Below are 22454 nucleotides of genomic sequence, written 5' to 3' on the forward strand. Positions count from 1 at the left end.
GGCTGGTACGAGTCTGAGGAGGCCGCCAAGTGATCGTGCAGCTGCGCATTTGTGTTCCGGGTGAATTGTCCGGAGTTGTTCTCGAAAGTTGTACAAATCACGTCGGCGTCTCGGAAGTGGCGCTGGCGAAGGATTCTTCCGTCACGCCGCCCGGGGACGTTATCGAGGTTCTGCTGGCCCGGGAATCCGTGGAGGGGCTCGTGGAAAAGCTGCACGCCCTCGATGTCCAGCAACGGGGGTCGATTACGGTCATTGCACCGGACCTTGTGCTCTCGGACCGCGCCGACCGGGCGGAAGCGGAGGCTCCAGGTGAGGGCGCGGACGCCGTGATCTGGGACGAGGTGTCGCGGCAGACCGGCGAGGATTCGCGCCTGACGTGGAGTTTCCTGGCGTTCCTGGTCCTGGCGACGCAGCTGGCGGCCATCGGCATCGTGACGGACTCCACCATTGCCATCGTCGGCGCCATGGCCGTTGGCCCGGAGTTCGGCCCGCTGGCTGCCCTGGCCGTGGCCCTGGTGCGGCGCCAGCGGCGGCTCGGACGTGACGCGGCGCTGGCCCTCGGCGTCGGCTTTCCCGTCGCGATGCTGGCCGCCGCGCTGACCGCGTGGCTCTCCATACCACTCGGGCTGTTCCCTACAGACGCGCTGGACCACGGTTCGGCAGTTGAATTCATCTACCACCCCGGCCCCTATTCCCTGATCGTCGCCGTCCTCGCCGGAACAGCCGGGATGCTGTCGGTCATCAGCCGGCGCTCGGCGGCGCTGATCGGGGTGTTCATCTCCGTCACGACGGTGCCGGCAGCCGGGTTTGTCGCCGTGGCACTGGTCCTGGGCGAGTACCAGAAGGCGGCCGGCTCCGCCGTGCAGCTGTTCCTGAACCTACTGGGAATCGTGGTGGCCGCCGTCGGCGTCCTGCTGTTCTACCGGCTGGTGACCAAGCGGCTGGCGCCGGACGCCGCCCGGCAGCTGCGGCGCAGGGCGGACCGCTCCCAGCGCTGACGCATGTGCGCCGCAGGCGCCCGCCATGGCCCGCCGCGCCCGGGAACCGGCGGGCTTATGGGCCCCATCCGGTCGCCGCGAGGAGCCTCTCGCTGAACATGGGGGCCATGCTGGCCGCATAGCTCCGGCTGAGGTGGTTGTTGTCCAGGTAGACGTAGGTGTTGCCGACCGCGCCAGGGCATTCCGTGCCGTTGCAGATCAAGTCAGTCATGTCAACGAACGCAACGCCCGGCAGCTTGCCATCCAGCGCGGCCAAGGGATTCGTCGCCGCCAGGAGGCCCTGCTCGCGCGGCCTGCAGTCCGGCGCGTCGGCACCCTTGGTCGCTACGCACTCTGCCATGTTGAAGGCAAAGCGCGGATTGTCCCGGAGCGCCACGACCTTGATGCCCTCGTCCGCCCAAGACTTCGCGGTGGCTTCGAAGCCCGGGATCACAGTCTCCTGTGGCGACGACGGCGCCGCTTCAGTGCCCACGATGATAATGGCGTCCGGCGGGTTGTTCTTCACTTCCGATGCGACCGCCGCATTGAAATTGTCGCAATCCGCGGAGACGTGCTGCGGCGCAATATTGGGTTTGCAGGCGCCCTTGAGCATGGCGTAAAGCCGCCAGCCCTTCTCATCGCTGAGGGGACCGATTGAGCCCAGCCACTGCTGGGCGTGGGAATCACCGATCACCAGGACCTTTTTCGCTCCGGTGTCCGACTGATTGTTCTGGAAACAGTCCTTCTGAAGCGTCTTGTCCTGCGGCTGCAGGTCACCGGAGCACGAGTTCGGGAGGCTGGCCCAGTCCTGCGGCAGCGTCTGCGGGGTGGGGAGCAGGACGGCGTTGGCGTCCGCCTGGTCCACAAAGCCGGGCATCAGCGCCAAGGCGCCCGGGTTGTTCTTCGGGGCCTGGGCCAGTACCGCCTCGCTTTCGAGGCGCTGCTGGATCTGAATCCCGGCCAGCGGCACGGCGGCGGTGGCGACGACCGCGGCGATGGCGACGAGGGCGCGGCGCCGCCGCACCTCCGGCCACTGCCACTCACGCCAGGGCTTCTCAATGAAGCGGGTGGTGAGGTAGGCGAGCACCAGTGAAACGGTGACGATGACGGCGCCCGTGATCGGACCCGCTTTGTCCCTGTGCAGCACGGCAAGCGAGATGACCAGGACCGGCCAGTGCCACAGGTACAGGGCGTACGAAATGTCACCCAGCCGGACCAAAGGCTTCGAACTCAGGATCCGGTCGACGCCGAACTTGCTCCCCGACTGTCCGGCGGCGATGACGCAGGCTGCCGCCAGGGTGGGCCAGAGTGCCACGAACCCCGGGAAGGAAGCCTGGACATTGAGCAGGAGGCCGCAACTGAGCATGGCAACAATGCCAAGCCAGCCAAGCCCGATCCGCCAGCCGCGCGGAAGCCGCAGGGCAGGAAGGGCCAAAGCCACCAGCGTGCCCAGGGCAAACTCCCACAGCCGGGCCCAGGTGTCGAAGTACGCCTCCGTTTGGCTCGCCTGGGTGAAGACGATGGAGTAGAGCAGCGAACCAACGAAGATCACGGCGAAGACGTAGCACAGCAGCACGCGGTAGCGGAGCTTGAAGCGCTTGGCGACGATCGCGGCTCCCACAAAAATGAGCGGCCACAGGATAAAGACCTGGCCCTGGATCGAAAGGGACCAGAAATGCTGGAAGGGGCTGGCCTGGCTGTGGTCCGCGGCGTAGTAGTTCGTCGCCTGGGTCTGCAGGAGCCAGTTCTCGGCATAGACCAGGGAGGCCCAGCCCTGGTTGATGATTTCCATCCACCGGGTCCGGGGCAGGAACAGGACAGTTGCAGCGAGGATGGCCACCAGGACGGTGACGGCGGCCGGGACGAGGCGCCGGAAAAGGTGCAGCCAGTGTTTGATGAGGGCCATGGACCGGCCCTGCTCGTAGCGGCCCACGAACTGCAGCGTCATGAGGAAGGCCGAGATGAGCAGGAAAACGTCCACGCCGCCGGAGACTCGGCCCAGCCAAATGTGATAGCTCATGACCATCAGCACGGCGAGGGACCGGAGTCCCTGGATTTCGGGCCTGAAGGTGGATTTTCGGCCGGTCTTGGGTGCGGGATCGTGCCCCGCCGCGGCATTGTGCCGGGCAGGCCGGGGCAAGGTTCCTTGCTGTGTCATAGAACTACCCCTCAACCAGATAACCAAAGCCTCCATGTTACCAAAACGTAATTTTGATGGCCAATCGCCGCGGCGGCCACTGATCCCCATTGAGGCATGCCAACGTGGGAGTTTCCAGTGAACCTGGGACGCTGGAGCGGCGCCTGACGGGTTAACTCTGCCAGAATCACGGCAACTTGCGGCCAAGAACACGGCAGAACGGCAGCAGAGACTCGACAGAAAAGGGACGGCCCGGCAAATTGCCGGACCGTCCCCCTGCGGGCAGAGCCTAGTGCTTGTGCCCTGCGTGCTCGTCTTCGTCAGCTGGCTTCTCCACCACGAGGGTTTCCGTGGTGAGGACCAGTGCTGCGATGGAGGCCGCGTTGCGCAGAGCCGCACGCGTCACCTTGACGGGGTCGATCACGCCGGCGGCGATCAGGTCTTCGTATTCGCCGGACTTGGCGTTGAAGCCCTGGTTCACGGCGGATTCGGCCACCTTGGCAGCCACGACATAGCCGTCGAAGCCGGCGTTCTGGGCGATCCAGCGCAGCGGCTGGACCAGGGCGCGGCGAACGATGCCGACGGCCGCAGCCGCGTCACCTTCGAGGGCCTGGACGGCAGCGTCCTCGTCGAGCGCCTTCAGCGCGTGGATGAGTGCGGAACCGCCGCCAGCCACGATGCCTTCTTCGAGGGCAGCGCGGGTGGAGGACACGGCGTCCTCGATGCGGTGCTTCTTTTCCTTCAGCTCAACCTCGGTGGCAGCGCCAACCTTGATCACGCCGATGCCGCCGGCCAGCTTGGCCAGGCGTTCCTGCAGCTTTTCCTTGTCCCAGTCCGAATCGGTGCGGGTCAGCTCGGCGCGCAGCTGGGCAACACGGGCGGCGACGTCCTCGGCCGAACCGGCGCCGTCGACGATCGTGGTGTTGTCCTTGGTGATCGTGATGCGGCGTGCGGTGCCGAGCACCTCGAGGCCAACGGTGTCCAGGCTCAGGCCCAGCTCCGCGGAGACAACCTGCGCACCGGTGAGGGTCGCGATGTCCTGCAGCATGGCCTTGCGGCGGTCACCGAAGCCCGGCGCCTTGACGGCAACGACGTTCAGCGTGCCGCGGATGCGGTTGACGATCAGCGTGGACAGGGCCTCGCCCTCGACGTCTTCGGCGATGATGAAGAGCGGCTTGGAACTCTGCAGCGCCTTTTCCAGCAGCGGCAGGAAGTCCTGCACCGAGGAGATCTTGCCCTGGTTGATCAGGATCAGGGCGTCCTCGAGGACGGCCTCCTGGCGTTCCGCGTCGGTGACGAAGTACGGGGACAGGTAGCCCTTGTCGAACTGCATGCCCTCGGTGAGGACCAGCTCGGTCTGCGTGGTGGAGGATTCCTCGATGGTGATCACACCATCCTTGCCGACCTTGCCGAACGCCTCGGCCAGGAGCTCGCCGACCTCGTCGCTCTGGGCGGAGATTGCGGCCACGTTGGCGACCTGCGTGCCTTCAACCGGGCGCGCGTTCTCCAGCAGGCGGGCAGCGACGGCCTCGACCGAAACCTCGATGCCGCGCTTGATTTCGCCCGGAGCGGCGCCTGCCGCTACGTTGCGGAGGCCTTCCTTGACCAGGGCCTGGGCCAGGACGGTGGCGGTGGTGGTGCCGTCGCCGGCAACATCATTGGTCTTGGTGGCGACCTCCTTGGCAAGCTGCGCGCCAAGGTTCTCGTAGGGGTCGTCCAGCTCGATTTCCCGGGCGATGGTCACGCCATCGTTGGTGATCGTGGGGGCGCCCCACTTCTTGTCCAGTACGACGTTGCGGCCTCGCGGGCCCAGCGTGACCTTGACGGTGTTGGCGAGCTTATCGATGCCGGCTTCAAGCGACCGGCGGGCAGCGTCGTTAAACGCAAGCTGCTTTGCCATGGTTTTGTCCTTTCAAGACAGAACCCCGCGCAACTGATCCATTCAATGCGAAAGGATCGGCTGCGCGGGGGTCCAAGAGAGTTACTTTACGACGATCGCCAGAACGTCGCGGGCGGAGAGCACGAGGTACTCGGTGCCGCCGGTCTTGACTTCGGTTCCACCGTACTTGGAGTAGATGACGACGTCGCCGACGGCAACGTCGATGGGAACGCGGTTGCCGTTGTCGTCGAAGCGGCCGGGGCCTACTGCAACAACTTCGCCTTCCTGCGGCTTCTCCTGCGCGGAGTCCGGGATGACCAGGCCGGAAGCCGTGGTCTGCTCGGCTTCGAGCGGGCGGACAACAATACGATCCTCAAGAGGCTTAATAGAGACCGACACTCGGACCTCTCCTTTTCGTCAGCAAATTTGTGGACTATGAAGCGGTGATGCCAAGGCGCACAGACCGTCGTCGCGGTGCCGGCAGCGTGCCTGGCGGAGCGCGCTTCATGTGTTAGCACCCTCCTAGGGAGAGTGCTAATGACGACTCTATGTAAATGGTTAGCACTCGGTCAAGGCGAGTGCCAGAAATTCGTTCCGGGTGAACATTTCGCCCCGGGGGACATGCCCATTTTTCGCTGCGGCCGGTGGACACTTGGGCATCATGTTCGCTGCCCGCGCTGAGCGATGGACATGCCCAGCGGGTGCGGGCTGCCCCGGAGGACATGCCCAATCTTCGTGGCGGCCGGAGGGCATTTGGGCATCATGTTCGCTGCCCGCGCTGAGCGATGGACATGCGCAACGAGCGTGAGCTGCCCGGGAGGACATGCCCATTCATGGCGCAGGAGGCTGGGCATGTCCTGTGGCCTGTGGCACCGCTTGGCGTTGCGGGCGCGGGGCCCACGCGCTGCGCCCCCGCGTGCGCCTACTCGGTGGCTACTGGCCTGCGAGGTCGTCGAAGTCCACGTCCTCGCCGTCGTCTTCGTCCGTGTCCTGGCCTTCGTCGTTCCGGTGCCGGTACATCAGCACGGCGCCGGCGGCGGCCAGCAGGATCCCTGCGATGAGGAAGATGATGCCGCCGAGCCGGGCCGCGGTATAGGTGTCGCGGATGGCCCGGGCCTCGTCCGTGGCGTCCTGGACGTTCTTGCCGCCGACGGAATACACGGTGGCGTTGAAGGAGTCGAGGAAGAAGATGATCACCAAAAGTGCGACGGACACGACGGCGATCACCGCGCCGGCGATCAGCGCCGGTTTTGCGTAGCGGGCCAGCCCCTGCGGGCGCCGGCGCTCCTGCCCGGCGTCGTCGTTCCCGACCGTGTCCTGTCCGGCTGTGTCCGCTGAGATGCTGTCGCCTGTGCCGCTGTCTTCCATGCCGTCAAGCCTAGCCCCCGCCGTCCGGTCACAGCGCGCCCGCGGACCTCAACTACGCTGGATGGCATGACTGACGCACCGCAGGAACATATTGCCCCGATCCTCACCCCCGAGGGCTGGGAGCTGCTGGCGTCGTTGGGGCCGTACCGCGAAGACGAGGCCTTCCGCCTCACGGCGGCGCTGCGCAAGGCCGGCCACTCCCCCGAAATGGTCTCGGCCGTGCTCACCCAGTCCCGGCTGCGGACCAAGGCCGAGGCGAAGTTCGGCGAGTTCGCCCGGCAGATGATTTTCACCAAGGCCGGCCTGGAGCAGGCCACCCGGCTCACGGTGGCGGCACGGCACGCGCAGCGGTTCGCGGAGGCCGGGATCGGCCACGTCGCGGATCTGGGCTGCGGGCTCGGGGCGGATTCCATGGCCCTGGCTTCCCTGGACCTGGTCGTCACCTCCGTGGAAATGGACGAGGCCACGGCCGCCTGCGCCACGATGAACCTGATCCCGTTCCGCAATGCCACCGTGGTCCATTCCGATGCCACGTCGGTATCGCTCGAGGGGATCGACGGCGTCTGGCTCGACCCCGCCCGGCGCACGACGTCCACTTCCGGAACCAAGCGGATCTGGGATCCGGAGGATTTCTCCCCGCCGCTGTCCTTCGTGGAGTCACTCGCCGGCTCCGGCCGCGCCGTCGGCGTGAAGATGGGACCGGGCATGCCGCACGATTCCGTGCCGGCCGGCTGCGAGGCGCAGTGGGTCTCTGTGGGCGGGGACGTGACCGAAGTGGCCCTGTGGTTCAACGCGGTGCGGCGTCCCGGGGTGCGGCGCGCGGCCCTCGTGCTCGGACCCCTTGGTTCCGCTGAGCTCACCAGCGGCGAGGACTTCGGCGCCGGCCCGGTGGCGCCCGTGGGACCCGTGGAGGGGTACCTGTACGAGCCCGACGGCGCGGTGATCCGCGCCGGCCTGGTGGCCGACGTCGCGCTCCAGCTGGGCGGGCACCTCGTGGACGAGCACATCGCCTACATCTGCGCCCCGGAGCTGCACGACACCCCGTTCGCCAGGGCCTACAGGGTCCTGGAGGTGATGCCGTTCAACGTCAAGGCACTCAAGTCCTGGGTCAAGGATCAAGGCATCGGGGTCCTGGACATCAAGAAACGCGGCACCGCTGTCACGCCGGAGGAGCTGCGCAAGCAACTCCTGCCCGGCGGCAGCGCCAAACACAAGGACAAGAAATCGGCCACCCTGGTCCTCACCAGGATCGGCGAGGACCGGGTGGCCATCTCGGTGGAGCCCGTCTAGCCCCGCCAGCGGGCCCCGGGCGCAGGGCCCCGCCGGCAGGATCCCAGGGAAGCGGTTGGGCGGCCGGGTTACTGGGCCCGCGTGAACTCCTCGGCGGCCCGGATTTGCTCGTCGGTCGGCCGGACGCCGGTGTACAGCACGAACTGCTCGAGCGCCTGGATCGTGGCCACCTCGGCTCCGGTGATCACGGTCTTGCCGGCCGCGCGGCCGGCCTTGATGAGGGGCGTCTCGGCCGGGAGCGCGACGACGTCGAACACCACTTTGGCGGCGTCGATGGCCTCCTGCGGGAAGGGCAGCGCGGCGGCGTCCGGGCCGCCTGCCATACCGATAGGGGTGACGTTGATCAGCATGTCGGCCATGCCGGTACCGGACGCCGCAGCGCCCAGTTCGGCGCTCCAGGCGAAGCCGTACTGTTCGGCCAGGGCGCGGCCGGATTCTTCGTTGCGGGCCACGACGGTCACGTCCTTGAACCCGGCATCCCGCAGCGCTGCCACGGTGGCCTTGGCCATGCCGCCGGCGCCCAGGACCAGCACCGAGTAGTCCCTGGGGACCGCATTGCTCTGCAGGAGCTGCTCGATTGCGGTGTAGTCGGTGTTGTAGGCCGTCAGCCGGCCGCCGTCGTTGACGATGGTGTTGACCGAGTCGATGGCCTTCGCCGACGGGTCCATGACGTCAACGAGGGCGATCACGTCCTCCTTGTAAGGCATGGACACCGCGCAGCCGCGGATGCCGAGGCCGCGCACCCCGGCGATCGCCTGGGCGAGGTCGGTGGGGGCAAAGGCCTTGTAGATCCAGTTCAGGCCCAGCTGTTCGTACAGATGGTTGTGGAAGCGCGTCCCGTTGTTGCTGGGCCGGGCCGAGAGCGAGATACACAGGGTCATGTCTTTGTTCAGAATGGGCACAGCTCCATTAAACGCCAGGATGGGTCCGGCCACCCGCGGCTCACCGCGCGACTGCGCGCGCCGTCGCTGACCAGCCACGTTGTGAATACACTCACGCACCAGCGGCAACTTTGACACGGTCCCGTGGCCGGCCCTGCACTAGACTTGGACCACCCGTAGCCCTGCCAGCCGCCCGGCCGGCGCCCTGGTATGTGGGAAATTGCACGTGACACCGCCGGTGCCACGTCCAGGGGCATGTCCGAGGGTGTTTGCCAGCGCATTTCCCCACCAGGACCACGGCCAGGGACAGCAAAACAGTGAAGGGACCACATGAAGATCGAGTTCGCTTCATCCAGGCAGTCGACCCTAGGCGTGGAATGGGAGCTGGCGCTCGTCGACGCCGAGACCGGCGAGCTGGCCTCCGTGGCGAACCAGGTGCTGCGCGGCGTCGCGGCCCGGCATCCCGAACTCAATGAGGACGACGAGCACCCGCACATCAAGCAGGAGCTGCTGCTGAACACCGTGGAGCTCGTCACGGGCATCTGCACCACTGTTGCGGAGGCCAAGGCGGACCTGAGCAGCTCGCTCGCTGCGGTCCGGGACGTGACCGATCCGATGGGTGTGGAGATCTTTTGCGCCGGGAGCCATCCCTTCAGCCCGCCCCAGCTGCAGCCCGTCACGGACAAGGAACGCTACGCCAAGCTCATTGACCGGACCCAGTGGTGGGGCCGGCAGATGGTCATTTACGGCGTCCACGTGCACGTCGGACTGGACAGCCGGGACAAGGTCCTTCCGGTGCTGGACGGCCTGGTCAATTACTTCCCGCAGTTCCAGGCGCTGTCCGCGTCCAGCCCTTTCTGGGGCGGCGAGGACACCGGATATGCCTCCCAGCGGGCGCTGATGTTCCAGCAGCTGCCGACCGCCGGGCTGCCCTTCCAGTTCTCCAGCTGGGAGGACTTCGAGGCGTACGCCCAGGACATGTTCACCACCGGCGTGATCGATTCGCTCTCGGAAATCCGCTGGGACATCCGGCCCGTCCCGCACTTCGGCACCATCGAGATGCGCATCTGCGACGGCCTGGCCACGCTCGAGGAAGTCGGCGCCATCGCCGCCCTGACGCAGTGCCTCGTCGACGAGTTTTCCACGACGCTGGACAACGGCGGCACCATACCCACCATGCCGCCCTGGCATGTCCAGGAGAATAAATGGCGGGCGGCCCGTTATGGCTTGGACGCAATCATCATCCTCGACGCCGCGGGCAACGAGCAGCTGGTTACCGACCACATCCGTGAGACGGTGGCCCGCCTTGAACCCGTCGCGGTGAAACTGGGCTGCGCCGCGGAGCTGGCCGACGTCCTGAAGATCGTTGAGCGTGGCGCCGGGTACCAGCGGCAGCGGCGCGTTGCGGCGGCGCACGGCGGCGACCTGCGCGCCGTTGTCCTGGACCTGGTCAAGCAGATGCGCAAGGGCCCCGAAGCCTAGCTCCGGCGCCAAGAGCCGGCACGGAGGCGCCTGAAGCCGCAGGCCGTCCTAGCTTCAGGCGGACGCAGCCTCAGGCGGAGACTGTCGTGACCGGCATCGAGGAATCCGGCGCAAAGCCGATCCCGCTCGGTTTCACGCCGGCCATCACCAGTTGCGCCCCGAGCGCGGCCACCATGGCGCCGTTGTCCGTGCACAGCGGCAGCGGCGGCACTGTCAGCCGGATCCCGGCTGCGCTGCAGCGTTGTTCGGTGAGCTGGCGCAGCCGCGAGTTGGCGGCAACGCCCCCACCCAGGAGGACCTCCGTAATGCCGTTTTCGCGGCAGGCGAGCACCGCCTTGGCGGTAATCACATCCACAACCGCTTCCTGGAAGGCCGCGGCGATGTCGGCGACGGGCACCACCTCGCCGCGGGCCTCGAACTGCTCCACACAGCGGGCGACGGCGGTCTTGAGTCCACTGAAGGACCAGTCGTAGCGGTGCGGTCCGGGTTCCTCGGCGGTCCCCATGTACTTGGGCTGGGTGAGTCCGCGCGGGAACCGGATGGCCTTGGCGTTGCCGGTGCGCGCCAGCTTGTCGATGGCCGGGCCGCCCGGGTAGCCCAGGCCCAGGAGCCGCGCCACCTTGTCATAGGCTTCGCCGGCGGCGTCGTCGATCGTGGAGCCCAGCAGTTCGACGTCGTCCGTGATGCTCCGGATCCGCAGGATCTCGGTGTGGCCGCCGGAGACCAGGAGCGCGCCCATGTTCTCGGGCAGGGTTGGCTGCGCGGTCTGCTGAGTGGTTTGCTGCGCCGCGCCGACCGGCGTCGCGTTGCCCAACGGATTCATTGTGCCGCCGCCCTGCTGCAGGAGCCCGACGCCGACATGCGCCACCAGGTGGTTGATGGCGTAGAGCGGTTTGCCGGTGGCGACGGCGAGTGCCTTGGCCGCGCAGACCCCCACCATGAGGGCCCCCGCCAGGCCCGGTCCGGAGGTGACGGCGATCGCGTCGATGTCCGCGAGCGTCACGTCCGCCTCCGCGAGGGCCTCCTCGAGGGTGGGGACGAATGCGTCGAGGTGGGCGCGGGAGGCGATCTCGGGGATCACGCCGCCGAAGCGGACGTGTTCGTCCATGGAGGACGAGACGGTGTTCGTCAGCAGGGTGGTCCCCCGGACGATGCCGACGCCGGTTTCGTCGCAGGAGGACTCGATGCCGAGCACGAGCGGCTGGGTGCGGTTCATGGTCGGCCTGCTTCCGTTGGCTGGGGGCTGAGCGGTTCGCGGGGCAGCTGGAGCCGCATGATCAGGGCGTCGACGCCGTCGCGGTAGTAGCGGGGCCGGACGTGGATCTGTTCGAAGCCGAAGCGCAGGTAGAGCTGCTGGGCCCGGGGGTTGTCCGCCCTGACCTCGAGCAGCACGTCCTGGGCGTGGCGGCGCCGGCTTTCCGCGATCAGCTCGGTGAGCAGGGCCGAGCCGATGCCCTTGCCTTCCTGCTCGGGCACCACGGCGATGGTCTGGACGTCCGAGATCGGTTCGATGCACATGAGCCCGGCATAGCCCACGATCCCGCCGTGGATCTCCGCCACAAGGTAGCGCCGGGTATCCGCCTGCGCCAGCTCGTCGTGGAACATCTGCAGCGGCCAGGCATCCACGGGAAAGAGCCGGCGTTCCAGGGCGTGGACGGCGGGGATGTCCGCGGCGTCCATGTCCCGCAGGGTGACCCCGCCGGGCAGCCGGACGGCTCGCCCCGCGCTCACAGGGCACGCTTCCGGGGTCCGGGCACCTGGGCGTCGGATTCGCGCAGGTACAAGGGGGTGGAGTCCAGGAGCTGTTCCCCCGCGGAGAGCCGGGCAAGTGCGAACTGGCCGAGCGAGAGGGCCTCCGGCTGGCGGGTGCTGAATTCGGCGACCGCCTTGACGACGTCGGAGTAGATTCCTGCCCCGGCACCGTAGACGGGCAGATCCGGCAGATCCGCGGCGAATCCCACGTGCGGGCCGTCCTCCAGGTGCGGCAGCTGGGCATCGGAGAGGGTGTACCGGGCCCAGTACACTTCCTTGCGGCGCGCATCGGTGGCGACAATGAACTCCGCGGCCGAGTCGGTGGATTCGGCTACTTCCAGGGCGATCGCGTCCAGGCTCATGACGCCGTACAGCGGCTTGCCCCAGACAAACGCGAGGGTGCGGGCCGTGACGATCCCGGAGCGCAGTCCCGTGAACGGTCCGGGGCCGACGCCGGTGACGATAGCGTCGACGTCGCGCCCACTGACGCCGGCCTCGGCCAGGAGCCCGTCGATTCCCGGGGCCAGGACCTCCGCATGGGTGCGCGTGTCCTCGGTGGCGAAGCTGGCCAGCACGGATTCCGGTGCATCGTCGGAGACCAGGGCGGCGCTGGCGACAGCTGAGGTGTCGATGGCGAGGATCAGCATCAGGGATTCCGTTCCGGGGTCTGGGGCAAGGGCTCGGCGCCGGGCAGCGCCGGCACTTCGGCCCAGCGCGGGCCGAAGCCGCGGATCACGACGGTCCGCAGCTCGTCGTCGTCGTCCGTGTCGAAGTCCAGAACGGGACCGGCGGCGGGGGTTTCGGCGAACGTTTCGGCGGGCGTTTTGGCGGGCGCGGCGGCACCTCCGCGGGTGCGGTGGAGTTCCACCTCCAGCCGACTGTCGCTGAGGTGCTCAACCCGGCCGCGGCCCCACTCGACCACCGTCACGGCGCTATCCATGGTGTTTTCCAGATCGATGTCGTCGATTTCAGCGGCCGACTCCAGCCGGTAGGCGTCCACATGCACCAGGTCCGGTCCGCCCGGCCGGGGTCCTTCGGGCAGGTTGGGATGGATGCGCACCAGGACAAAGGTCGGCGAAATGATGCCGGCCCGCACTCCCAGTCCCTCCCCCAGCCCCTGCGTGAACGTGGTCTTGCCGGCACCCAGTTCGCCGGTCAGGACCAGCAGATCTCCGGTTTCCAGCACGGCGCCGAGGGCCGCGGCGAGCGCATGCGTCTGAGCCGCCGTGCGGACCTCAAGGCTCCGTTCCCACGCGGGCCCGCTCACGGCCGCTCTTCGCCGGTGGAGGGCTCTTCGTTGAGGTAGCGGCGCGGCACGCGCGGGCTGATCCTGGTGACGATCTCGTAGTTATTGGTACCGGCGGCCCTGGCCCAGTCATCTGCCGTGGGTCCGCCGTCGGCGCCGTCGCCGAACAGCACTGCCTCGGCGCCGAGGATGCTCGGGCCTCCGGCCGCCACGTGGCGGGGTCCGAGGTCGATCACCATCTGGTCCATCGCAATGCGCCCCACCACCGGATAGTTCGTGCCCTCGACCCGGACGGGCCCACCGGTGGCGATGCGCGGCACGCCGTCGGCGTAGCCCAGCGGGATGAGCCCGAGGGTGCTGACACCGTCCGTGCGGTAGTTCAGCCCGTAGGAAACGCCCTGCCCGGCGGGCACGTCTTTGCAGTGCGAGACCACCGTGCGGACCGTCATGGCCGGGCGCAGCCCGAGCTCGGCCGGGCTTTGCCCTTCAAAGGGGGACAGCCCGTACAGGCCCAGCCCCACACGGACCAGGTCGAAGTGGGTGTCCGGCCGGGAGAGGGTGGCCGGGGTGTTGGCGAGGTGGCGGACCTCGGGGTCCACGCCGGCGTCCTGGGCGACGGCGAGGACCTGGCGGAACGCGGCGAGCTGCTCGTCGGTTTCGGGCCGTTCGGGTTCGTCGGCAACGGCCAGGTGGGAGAAGATCCCCACGACCCGGAGCAGGCCCTGGTCCTGGTGTTCCATGGCCTCGCCGACCAGGCTGTCCCAGGCGTCGAGGGTGGCGCCGTTGCGGCCGAGCCCGGTGTCGACCTTCAGGTGCACTCGGGCGGGCCGTTCCTGCTCGCGGGCCGCGGCCACGATCCGGTCCAGTTCCCAGCCCGAGCAGCCGATGTCGATGCCGGCGGCCACCGCGGCGGCGAAGTTGCTGTCCGGGGTGTGCAGCCAGGCCAGCAGCGGCGCCTCGATCCCGGCGGCGCGCAGGGTGAGGGCCTCGGAGATGTGGGCGACGCCCAGCCAGCTGGCCCCCGCGCCGAGGGCGGCCCGGGCCACCTGGACGGCGCCGTGCCCGTAGGCGTCGGCCTTGACCACGGCCATGACCTGCGCGGGTGAGGCCACGGCTGCGATGCGGCGGACGTTGTGCCGGATGGCATCGAGGTCGATTACGGCTGAGCGCTCCTCAGCGTGGGCCGGCACTGCCGCCGAACCGGGCAGGAGATCGCCTGTTGCTGCTTGGTAAGTCACCTAACGATTCTAGGCGCGGGCGCTGCGGGCCGAATAATCGGCCTGGGCCGCCCACCGCGGGACATGCCCATTCCTCCCCGCGGGACATGCCCATTTTTCACGCTCAAGACCGCGCAGAACGGGTCCATGCCCAAGCCCTGGCCTCAACGGAGGACATGTCCAGTGGTGGCACGAACCCGGCCCGCACCCACCACGGGACATGCCCATTTTTCACGCTCAAGACCGCGCAGAACGGGTCCATGCCCAAGCCCTGGCCCCAGCGGAGGACATGTCCAGTGGTGCCACGAACCCGGCCCGTCACCCACCACTGGACATGCCCAATCTTCACACCCAAGGCCGCGCAGAACGGGTCCATGCCCAAGCCCTGGCCCCAGCGGAGGACATGTCCAGTGGTGCCACGAACCCGGCCGGCACCCACCACTGGACATGCCCAATCTTCACACCCAAGGCCGCGCAGAACGGGTCCATGCCCAAGCCCTGGCCCCAGCGGAGGACATGTCCACTGGTGGCCCGAACCCGGCCCGTCACCCACCACTGGACATGCCCAATCTTCACACCCAAGGCCGCGCAGAACGGGTCCATGCCCAAGCCCTGGCCCCAGCGGAGGACATGTCCAGTGGTGCCACGAACCCGGCCGGCACCCACCGCGGGACATGCCCACTCGTGCCGGCCACGAAAGCCCCGGCTGCCCCGCCCGGCTACGCGTCGGACAGGTGGGCGATGGTCGCCGTCGCGCGCCGCTGGGCCTCGGGCGGGACATCGCGCACGATCTCTTCCAGGAAGCGGTAGCGGCGAAGCCATTGGCTGCTTTGCCGTTCCTTCCTGGCGTTGGCCCGCTGCCACCAGTCGGCAATGTCGCCCCAGCCGGGTGCGGCCAGCGAGCCGCCCACCTCCTGGACGGCCAGGGCGGCGCACAGATTGGCAAAGCGGAGACGGTCTCCCAGCGGCCAGCCGGCCAGGGAGCCGACAATGAAGGCCGCACCGAAGCAGTCACCGGCGCCGGTGGGATCGTAGGCCCGGACCGGCAGGGACGGGACCCACTCCTCCTCCCCCGTTTCCGAATCCACGGCCATGGATCCCTGGGCGCCGAGGGTGACCACCGCCACCGGAACCCGGTCCGCGAGCGAGTACAGGGCGGACCAGGGGTCGTCGCGGCCCGTGAAGTTCATGGCCTCGTGCTGGTTCGGCATGAAGGCGTGGAAATACTTCAGGTTGTCCAGCCGGGTCGAGGACCACGCGCCGGTGGGGTCCCAGCCGACGTCGCCGAACAGCTGGACGCCGTTCTTGTGCGCGTCGACAGCCCACGGTTCGAGTTCCTCCCCCAGCTCCGCAACGGCTGCGAGCGCCGGCGGCGGGCACCCGACCAGCTCGGTGGAGGTCACCGGCGCCGGGTGCCCGTGCGTCACCATGGACCGGTCCTTTTCCACGCTCAAGGACACCGTGACCGGAGAATGCCAGCCCGGAACTCGCCGGGACAGGGACAGGTCCACGTGTTCCTGGGCGGCGAGGATCTTCCAGTTGTAGTCACCGTAGCCGTCATCGCCGAACACGGCGGCAAGACCGGTCCGCAGTCCCAGCCGGGAGGCGGCGATGGCCTGGTTGGCGACGCCCCCGGGGCAGCTGCCCATCCCGTCGCTCCAGATTTCCGTCCCGGGCTGCGGCGCGTGGGGCAGCCCGGTGAAGATGATGTCCTGGAACACCGTCCCGGTTAAGAGCAGGTCGAACCCGTCCGCGGCCGGGCTGCGGACGGCAGAGAGCGGATCAAATCGCCGCGCCGGGGTCGCGTCCATATACGGCACACTACGCTGTACCGCCGTCGAGGGAAACCAGGGGAAGCGGCGCCCCGGCCGGCACCCCGGCCGGCGGAAAATTCGGCGGGGAATAGACTGTCCGCATGCGGCTCACGATCGCCGGCGGGGGCGGCTTCCGCGTCCCCCTGGTCTACCGGGCGCTCTCTGCCGGTCCTTTCGCGGGGCTGGTGCGGGAGCTGGTGCTCTACGACGTCGACCCCGCCAGGCTGGCGGCCATCGAGGCGGTCCTGGCCTCCCTCGCCCGGCAGGGCCCGCCGGGTTCCGGCCCGCAGATCCGTGCCGTGTCCTCGCTCCCCGAGGCCCTCGACGGCGCCGACATGGTCTTCGCGGCCATCCGGCCCGGCGGCACCGCCGGGCGGACCGCCGACGAACGGATCGCCCTGGACCTCGGACTTCTGGGCCAGGAAACCACCGGCGCCGGCGGGATCTCCTACGCGCTGCGCTCCATTCCGCCGATGCTGCGGCTCGCGGAGCATATGCGGAGCCGCTGCCCCGGGGCGTGGCTGCTGAACTTCACCAACCCCGCCGGCATGGTCACGGAGGCCCTGCTCCCGGTGCTTGGTCCCAGGGTGATCGGGATCTGCGACTCCGCCAGCGGCCTGGTGCACCGCGCGGCGCGGGCCGCCGGCGTCGCGTTGCCGGAGGGCACGCTCGACGGCGTGGGCTACTACGGCCTGAACCACCTCGGCTGGCTGTACCGCCTGGGGGCCGGGGGCCGGGACGCCCTCCCGGCACTGCTCGCGAACCCTGCGGCGCTGTCGGAATTCGAGGAAGGCCGGCTATTCCCGCCCGGGCTGCTGGCCGGCCTTGGCTGCCTGCCGAATGAATATCTGTTCTACTACTACGACACCGTTCGGGCGGTGGCCGGCATGCGCGCCGCAGGGCAGACCCGGGGGGAATCCATCGCCCGGCAGCAGGCCGAACTCTATCCCCGGCTGGCCGCCGCCGGGCCGGAGGCCTTTGCGCTGTGGGAGGCCGCCCGCCGGTCCCGCGAGGAGGGCTACCTCGCGGAGGCCCGCGCCTCGGGCGAACGCCGCGACGAGACCGACCTCGCCGGGGGCGGCTACGAGCGGGTGGCGCTGGCGGCCATGCGCGCCCTCTCCGGCGGCGGCGCGGCGGACCTGATCCTGAACACGCGCAACACCGTCACGACCGCCGGGTCCGCGGTCCCGGAAGCGCCCGGCGCCGGGTCCGCCGCCGGGTCCGGAGCGCAGGCGGTGCCGGCTGTTCCGGGGCTGCCGGCCGACGCCGTCGTCGAAGTTCCGTGCCGGGTGACGCCCGACGGCGCCGAGCCGGTCCGGCAGGACCGTCCGGGACCGGCGCAACTGGAGCTGCTGCGGCGCGTCAAGGACGTCGAACGGCTCGTAGTGGAGGCGGCGACGACCGGCTGGCGGGAGGCGGCCCTCGCCGCGTTCGCCAGGCATCCGCTCGTGGATTCGGATGTCCTCGCCGGCAAACTGCTGGCCGGCTATGAAGCGGCGTTCCCGGAGCTGGGCCGTCTCTGGCTCGGCGGGCCGTAGCGGCCTGCCGGCAGCGGGGGCCTGCCGACGCTAGCGTCCCGCGGCTCCGGGGCCGGCAGCCCTACAGTTTTCGGTACATTACGTGCAGGCCCACGTAGCCCAGTTCAGGGTGGTTGAACGCCTCGGGAATGGTCGCGAGCACCTCAAAGCCCATGGATTTCCACGCGGCCACGGCCCGGACGTTGCTTTCCACGACGGCGTTGAACTGCATGGCGCGGAAGCCGGCGTCGCGGGCGGCGTCGAGCGAATAGGCGCACAGGGCCCGGGCCAGTCCGCGGCCGGCCTGCGCCGGGTGAACCATGTAGCCCGCGTTGGCGACGTGGCTGCCGCCGCCGCCTTGGTTGGGGTGCAGTTCGCCGGTGCCAAGAACCGCCCCCGTGTCGGAGGCAACCGCGACGAACGTCTGGCCCGGCGCCTGCTTGAACCAGCGCCCGCGGGCCTCGGCCTCTCCTGTGTCCCGGTCCCAGGTGAAGGTCTCCCCCGAACGGATGACGGGTTCCAGGATCGTCCAGATGTCCGGCCAGTCCTCCGGGCGGGCCTCGCGGATGGTCCAGCCGGCTGCGGGCTCTGGTCCTGTGGTTGTGTTCACAGCGGCCACGTTAGCAGCACGTCCCGGTCTGCGAACCGAACGGTCCCGTGAACCGGCCGGCACTTCAGGAGTAATGTTTTATCGACATGCATTTGGCAGAGAGAAATGGGCAGAGGAAAGGGGAACCGTGTCGCTGATCCGCCGCGTCGCCTTCCTTTCCCTGCACACCTCGCCCATGGAACAGCCCGGCTCCGGTGACGCCGGCGGCATGAACGTGTACGTCCGGGCGCTGGCCGCAGCCCTCGCCGAGACCGGCGTGGAAGTGGAGATTTTCACCCGGTCCACCTCGGCCACTCAGCCCGCCGTCGAACACCCGTCCCCTGGCGTGTGCGTGCACAATGTCCTCGCCGGGCCGCCGCGGAAGCTGCCCAAGGAGGAGCTCCCGGGGCTGCTGCACAGCATGGTCGCCGAGATCAACCGGATCCGCCAGCTCCAGCCGCACGGCCGCTATGACGTCGTCCATTCCCACTACTGGGTCTCCGGGGTGGCCGGACTGGAGCTCGCGGAGCTGTGGGGGCTGCCCCTCGTCCACACCATGCACACGATGGCGAAGGTCAAGAACCAGCTGCTCGAGTCCGGCGAACAGCCCGAGCCGCGGCGTCGTGAGGACGGCGAGCACCGGATTGTCGACGGCGCCACCCGTCTGATCGCCAACACCGGCACCGAAGCGGCCGAGCTGGTCTCGCACTACAACGCCGACATCGACCGCATCGATGTCGCGCCGCCCGGCGTGGACCTGGCCGTCTTCACCCCGGCCTTCCGGAACCGGGCCAGGGCCCAGCACGGCATCGCTCCGGGCAAGTTCCATCTGCTGTTCGCGGGCCGGATCCAGCGGCTCAAGGGCCCGCAGATCCTGATCAAGGCGGCCGCGCTCCTGCGCTCCCGGCGCCCGGACATCGACCTGCAGCTGACCATTCTGGGGGCCGTCAGCGGCGCCAAGGACTTCAACCTCAAGGCGCTGATCAGCGCCGCCGGAATGGACGACGTCGCCACCCACCACCCACCGGTGAACGCCCCGGAGCTGGCCGGCTGGTACCGGTCCGCCGACGTCGTGGTGATGCCCTCTTACAGCGAGTCCTTTGGCCTGGTGGCGCTGGAGGCGCAGGCCTGCGGGACGCCGGTCCTCGCAACGAAAGTCGGCGGCCTCTCCCGCGCCGTCCAGGACGGGCGGACCGGGATGCTGATCGAGGGCCACAAGGCCAGCGACTGGGCGGACGCCCTCGAGTCACTCTTCGACGATGCCCAAACGCGCACCGACATGGGGCGCGCCGCCGCGATCCATGCCCAGGATTTCGGCTGGCAGCGCACCGCCGCGATTACGCTGGAGAGCTACCACACCGCCGTGAGCCAGTATTTTGGAAGCCTGACCATCCCGGTGGGCCACACACCCTGAACCGGATCCACCCCCTCCGCCCGCTCCAACCCAGCCCGGCAACACCGGACGGGGACAAACCCGCCGACGCCACGAGCCGAAGGACAACGATGTCTGAGACCACCACTGCCGGGAACACCGTCCCCAGCGACCTGGAAATTGCCCAGCGGGCAGTCATGAAGCCGATCGGGGAGATTGCGGCGGCCGCCGGCATCAACCCGGACGCGCTGGAACTCTACGGACCCTACAAGGCCAAGATCGATCCGGCGAAGCTGACCGTTCCGGAGGGCGCCCCCGTGCGCGCGCCCGGGAAGGTGGTGCTGGTCTCCGCGATGTCGCCCACCCCCGCCGGCGAAGGCAAGTCCACCACGACGGTGGGGCTGGCGGATTCCCTGGCCCGGGCCGGGCACAGCGTGATGATCGCGCTGCGCGAGCCCTCGCTCGGCCCCATCCTGGGCATGAAGGGCGGCGCGACCGGCGGCGGCTACTCCCAGGTGCTGCCGATGGACCAGATCAACCTGCACTTCACCGGCGATTTCCACGCCATCACCTCGGCGAACAATGCCCTCATGGCCCTCGTGGACAACCACATCTTCCAGGGCAACGAGCTGAACATCGATCCGCGCCGGATGACGTTCAAGCGCGTCCTGGACATGAACGACCGGTCCCTCCGGGAGGTCGTGATCGGCCTCGGCGGGCCGGCCCAGGGCACGCCGCGGCAGGACGGCTTCGACATCACCGTGGCCTCGGAGATCATGGCCGTGTTCTGCCTCGCCACGGACCTGAACGATCTGCGCGACCGGCTGGGCCGGATCACGTTCGGCTACACCTACGACCGCCGGCCCGTCACCGTGGCCGAGCTCGGCGTCCAAGGTGCCCTGACCCTGCTGCTCAAGGACGCGATCAAGCCCAACCTGGTGCAGACCATCGCCGGCACCCCGGCGCTGGTGCACGGCGGGCCCTTCGCCAACATCGCCCACGGCTGCAACTCCCTCATCGCCACGCAGACGGCCCGCAGCCTGGCGGACATCGTCGTCACCGAGGCGGGGTTCGGCGCGGACCTCGGGGCGGAAAAGTACATGGACATCAAGGCGCGCATGGCCGACGTCGCCCCGTCCGCCGTCGTCCTCGTGGCCACCGTCCGGGCGCTGAAGATGCACGGCGGCGTGCCAAAAGACATGCTCAAGGAGCCCAACGTGGAGGCGCTGGCCGCCGGCGTCGCCAATCTGCGGCGCCACATCCGCAACGTCGAGAAGTTCGGCATCATCCCGGTCGTTGCGGTCAACAAATTCGCCACCGACACCGCCGAGGAGCTGGACTGGCTGCTTCAGTGGTGCGCCGCGGAGGGGGTCCAGGCCGCGGTGGCCGATGTCTGGGGCCGCGGCGGTGGCGGCGACGGCGGGGACGAGCTCGCGGCGAAGGTGGCGGCCGCGATCGACGCCCCGCACGGCTTCCGGCACCTGTACCCGCTGGAGATGTCCGTGGAGGACAAGATCCGGACCATCGTGCAGGAGGTCTACGGCGCCGACGGCGTGGACTTCTCCGTGCCGGCGCTCAAACGGCTGGCCGAGATCGAGAAGTACGGCTGGTCCGGGATGCCGGTGTGCATGGCGAAGACCCAGTACTCGTTCACCGACGACGCCACCCGGCTCGGCGCGCCCAAGGGCTTCACCATCCACGTCCGGGACCTCATCCCCAAGACCGGCGCGGGCTTCATCGTGGCCCTCACCGGCGCCGTGATGACCATGCCGGGCCTGCCCAAGGTGCCCGCGGCGATGCGGATGGACGTCGACGACGCCGGCAATCCAGTCGGCCTCTTCTAAAGCTCCTCCCCCTCCCGACCCCCTTGTTGCGCTATCACTTTGGGCTGCCATTCCGGCCCTTTGACCGCTCCAAGTGATAGCGCAACCGGGGGCCTGTGGATAACCGGAGCGGCGACCCGGGGTTCGGACAAGAATGGTCCGCATGCACCCACCAGCACCCCTGCCGGCCCACCTTTCCACGGCCCCGTTCACGGTCTATGAGGCGCGGGCCGCGAGCCTGGGCAGCGCCCGGCTCCGTTCCTCCGACCTGACCTCGGCGGGCCGGCTGATCCATGTGCCGACGGGCTGGGAATTTGAACTTCGAAGCCTGGCCCGTGCCCTGTCATCCGCGACGCCGGGCGCGTGGATTTCGCACCTCACGGCCGCCGTCCTGCTGGGACTGTGGCTCCCGTCCTGGTACCGCGGCTGCCGCGAACTGCATCTCAGCAAACGCAGGGCCCTGCCGCCGGTCCGGCGTGAGGGCGTGGTCGGGCACACCGTCCTTGCGTTCGACGACGAGCTCACGGTCCTGGACGGCATCCGGATATCAACACCCGCCCGGACCTGGCTGGACCTTGCCCGCATCGTGCCGCTGGATGATCTCGTGGCAGTGGGCGACCAACTCGTGCGCCGGCCACGCCCCGAACTGGAGGGCCGCACCGAGCCGTGGGCCACCCTTCCCCAGCTGACGGCGATGCTGGCGCGGCACCCAAAGCTCAAGGGGATCGTGAAAGCACGCCAGGCGACGGCCCTCATCCGGCCCGGTGCCGACTCGGCCCCCGAGACGTTCCTGCGCCTGGCGCTGATCGCGGCCGGCTTGCCCGAGCCGGAGTTGCAGCTCCGGATTGTGCCGGAAGACCCCTACTCCCCCGCCGCGGACCTCGGCTACCGCCGGCAGCAGGTGGCCATCCAGTACGACGGCGGGCACCACCTGACACGCGAACAGCAGTCCCGGGACAACCGGCGCGACGAATCGTTCAACGCGGCCGGCTGGCGGTATTTCAAGTTCAACGCCGACGATCTCGCGGATGACTTCCGCGGCGCGGCCCAAAGAGTCCGGTCCGCCCTTCGTCCCCGTTAAACGCCGGTTGCCCTATCACTTGCAGCGGC

At 68.8% G+C, this 22454-nt stretch carries 19 protein-coding genes; 7 read left to right on the forward strand and 12 right to left on the reverse strand.

All coding sequences use genetic code 11. From position 1 onward, the window contains the following. Window positions 1-116 precede the first annotated feature (116 nt). Window positions 117-998, forward strand: a complete 882-nt coding sequence (locus AC1DXI_RS17055; protein ID WP_476939582.1) for a DUF389 domain-containing protein — start codon at window positions 117-119, stop codon at window positions 996-998. A 55-nt stretch (window positions 999-1053) separates the two neighbouring features. Here AC1DXI_RS17055 and AC1DXI_RS17060 read toward each other — a convergent pair whose 3' ends face one another. The 4 genes from AC1DXI_RS17060 to AC1DXI_RS17075 form a co-directional block, all read right to left on the reverse strand. Beyond that, window positions 1054-3135, reverse strand: a complete 2082-nt coding sequence (locus AC1DXI_RS17060) for an acyltransferase family protein (protein ID WP_476939583.1) — start codon at window positions 3133-3135, stop codon at window positions 1054-1056. Between the two features lie 268 nt (window positions 3136-3403). Then, on the reverse strand, window positions 3404-5014 hold the full coding sequence (gene groL, locus AC1DXI_RS17065; RefSeq protein ID WP_018773736.1) for a chaperonin GroEL: 1611 nt from the start codon (window positions 5012-5014) through the stop codon (window positions 3404-3406). Window positions 5015-5095: 81 nt separating this feature from the next. After that, a complete protein-coding gene (gene groES / locus AC1DXI_RS17070; protein WP_018773735.1) occupies window positions 5096-5392 on the reverse strand; it encodes a co-chaperone GroES in 297 nt (98 codons plus the stop codon). A gap of 534 nt (window positions 5393-5926) precedes the next feature. Further along, complete coding sequence (locus tag AC1DXI_RS17075) at window positions 5927-6361, reverse strand: hypothetical protein (protein ID WP_476939584.1); 435 nt, start codon at window positions 6359-6361, stop codon at window positions 5927-5929. A 66-nt stretch (window positions 6362-6427) separates the two neighbouring features. On the opposite strand from AC1DXI_RS17075, the gene AC1DXI_RS17080 reads away from it, so the two are divergent. Then, on the forward strand, window positions 6428-7651 hold the full coding sequence (locus tag AC1DXI_RS17080; RefSeq protein WP_476939585.1) for a class I SAM-dependent methyltransferase: 1224 nt from the start codon (window positions 6428-6430) through the stop codon (window positions 7649-7651). A gap of 68 nt (window positions 7652-7719) precedes the next feature. Here AC1DXI_RS17080 and AC1DXI_RS17085 read toward each other — a convergent pair whose 3' ends face one another. Next, a complete protein-coding gene (locus tag AC1DXI_RS17085) occupies window positions 7720-8553 on the reverse strand; it encodes a shikimate 5-dehydrogenase (RefSeq protein WP_476939586.1) in 834 nt (277 codons plus the stop codon). A gap of 309 nt (window positions 8554-8862) precedes the next feature. Here AC1DXI_RS17085 and AC1DXI_RS17090 point away from each other — a divergent pair, with 309 nt between their 5' ends. Further along, complete coding sequence (locus tag AC1DXI_RS17090) at window positions 8863-10014, forward strand: glutamate--cysteine ligase (protein WP_476939587.1); 1152 nt, start codon at window positions 8863-8865, stop codon at window positions 10012-10014. A gap of 70 nt (window positions 10015-10084) precedes the next feature. Here AC1DXI_RS17090 and tsaD read toward each other — a convergent pair whose 3' ends face one another. The 6 genes from tsaD to AC1DXI_RS17120 form a co-directional block, all read right to left on the reverse strand. Continuing rightward, a complete protein-coding gene (gene tsaD / locus AC1DXI_RS17095) occupies window positions 10085-11230 on the reverse strand; it encodes a tRNA (adenosine(37)-N6)-threonylcarbamoyltransferase complex transferase subunit TsaD (protein ID WP_476939588.1) in 1146 nt (381 codons plus the stop codon). After that, on the reverse strand, window positions 11227-11694 hold the full coding sequence (rimI, locus tag AC1DXI_RS17100; RefSeq protein ID WP_051082277.1) for a ribosomal protein S18-alanine N-acetyltransferase: 468 nt from the start codon (window positions 11692-11694) through the stop codon (window positions 11227-11229). The genes tsaD and rimI overlap by 4 nt, the downstream gene beginning before the upstream one ends. A gap of 47 nt (window positions 11695-11741) precedes the next feature. Then, window positions 11742-12413 carry a tRNA (adenosine(37)-N6)-threonylcarbamoyltransferase complex dimerization subunit type 1 TsaB gene (tsaB, locus tag AC1DXI_RS17105; RefSeq protein ID WP_476939589.1) on the reverse strand — a complete coding sequence of 224 codons (672 nt, stop codon included), beginning with the start codon at window positions 12411-12413 and terminating at the stop codon, window positions 11742-11744. Further along, window positions 12413-13033, reverse strand: a complete 621-nt coding sequence (gene tsaE / locus AC1DXI_RS17110; protein WP_476939590.1) for a tRNA (adenosine(37)-N6)-threonylcarbamoyltransferase complex ATPase subunit type 1 TsaE — start codon at window positions 13031-13033, stop codon at window positions 12413-12415. The genes tsaB and tsaE overlap by 1 nt, the downstream gene beginning before the upstream one ends. Further along, entirely contained in the window at window positions 13030-14250 is a 1221-nt protein-coding gene (alr, locus tag AC1DXI_RS17115; RefSeq protein ID WP_018773726.1) for an alanine racemase, read from the reverse strand. Before alr ends, tsaE begins: the two co-directional genes overlap by 4 nt. Before the next feature lie 698 nt (window positions 14251-14948). Then, a complete protein-coding gene (locus AC1DXI_RS17120) occupies window positions 14949-16040 on the reverse strand; it encodes a carbohydrate kinase family protein (protein WP_476939591.1) in 1092 nt (363 codons plus the stop codon). Between the two features lie 104 nt (window positions 16041-16144). On the opposite strand from AC1DXI_RS17120, the gene AC1DXI_RS17125 reads away from it, so the two are divergent. Next, window positions 16145-17581, forward strand: coding sequence for a family 4 glycosyl hydrolase (locus tag AC1DXI_RS17125; protein WP_476939592.1), 1437 nt, complete (start codon window positions 16145-16147; stop codon window positions 17579-17581). Between the two features lie 61 nt (window positions 17582-17642). Here AC1DXI_RS17125 and AC1DXI_RS17130 read toward each other — a convergent pair whose 3' ends face one another. Further along, window positions 17643-18170: an N-acetyltransferase family protein gene (locus AC1DXI_RS17130; protein ID WP_476939593.1), complete on the reverse strand. Its 528-nt coding sequence runs from the start codon at window positions 18168-18170 to the stop codon at window positions 17643-17645. Between the two features lie 127 nt (window positions 18171-18297). On the opposite strand from AC1DXI_RS17130, the gene mshA reads away from it, so the two are divergent. From mshA to AC1DXI_RS17145, 3 genes are all read left to right on the forward strand, one after another. Beyond that, complete coding sequence (mshA, locus tag AC1DXI_RS17135; RefSeq protein WP_476939594.1) at window positions 18298-19563, forward strand: D-inositol-3-phosphate glycosyltransferase; 1266 nt, start codon at window positions 18298-18300, stop codon at window positions 19561-19563. A gap of 89 nt (window positions 19564-19652) precedes the next feature. Next, on the forward strand, window positions 19653-21365 hold the full coding sequence (locus tag AC1DXI_RS17140) for a formate--tetrahydrofolate ligase (RefSeq protein ID WP_476939595.1): 1713 nt from the start codon (window positions 19653-19655) through the stop codon (window positions 21363-21365). A gap of 142 nt (window positions 21366-21507) precedes the next feature. After that, complete coding sequence (locus tag AC1DXI_RS17145) at window positions 21508-22425, forward strand: DUF559 domain-containing protein (RefSeq protein WP_476939596.1); 918 nt, start codon at window positions 21508-21510, stop codon at window positions 22423-22425. Window positions 22426-22454 lie beyond the last annotated feature (29 nt).

It is taken from the genome of Arthrobacter sp. P1_H7, assembly GCF_056405215.1.

Bases quoted from the DNA above. Each gene is read 5' to 3' on its own strand.
- rimI (WP_051082277.1), bottom strand. From the start codon at position 11,694: ATGGACGCCGCGGACATCCCCGCCGTCCACGCCCTGGAACGCCGGCTC.
- tsaD (WP_476939588.1), bottom strand. From the start codon at position 11,230: ATGAACCGCACCCAGCCGCTCGTGCTCGGCATCGAGTCCTCCTGCGAC.
- AC1DXI_RS17125 (WP_476939592.1), top strand. From the start codon at position 16,145: ATGCGGCTCACGATCGCCGGCGGGGGCGGCTTCCGCGTCCCCCTGGTC.
- AC1DXI_RS17140 (WP_476939595.1), top strand. From the start codon at position 19,653: ATGTCTGAGACCACCACTGCCGGGAACACCGTCCCCAGCGACCTGGAA.
- AC1DXI_RS17090 (WP_476939587.1), top strand. From the start codon at position 8,863: ATGAAGATCGAGTTCGCTTCATCCAGGCAGTCGACCCTAGGCGTGGAA.
- AC1DXI_RS17060 (WP_476939583.1), bottom strand. From the start codon at position 3,135: ATGACACAGCAAGGAACCTTGCCCCGGCCTGCCCGGCACAATGCCGCG.
- tsaB (WP_476939589.1), bottom strand. From the start codon at position 12,413: ATGCTGATCCTCGCCATCGACACCTCAGCTGTCGCCAGCGCCGCCCTG.
- AC1DXI_RS17120 (WP_476939591.1), bottom strand. From the start codon at position 16,040: ATGGACGCGACCCCGGCGCGGCGATTTGATCCGCTCTCTGCCGTCCGC.
- AC1DXI_RS17075 (WP_476939584.1), bottom strand. From the start codon at position 6,361: ATGGAAGACAGCGGCACAGGCGACAGCATCTCAGCGGACACAGCCGGA.
- AC1DXI_RS17080 (WP_476939585.1), top strand. From the start codon at position 6,428: ATGACTGACGCACCGCAGGAACATATTGCCCCGATCCTCACCCCCGAG.
- groL (WP_018773736.1), bottom strand. From the start codon at position 5,014: ATGGCAAAGCAGCTTGCGTTTAACGACGCTGCCCGCCGGTCGCTTGAA.
- AC1DXI_RS17145 (WP_476939596.1), top strand. From the start codon at position 21,508: ATGCACCCACCAGCACCCCTGCCGGCCCACCTTTCCACGGCCCCGTTC.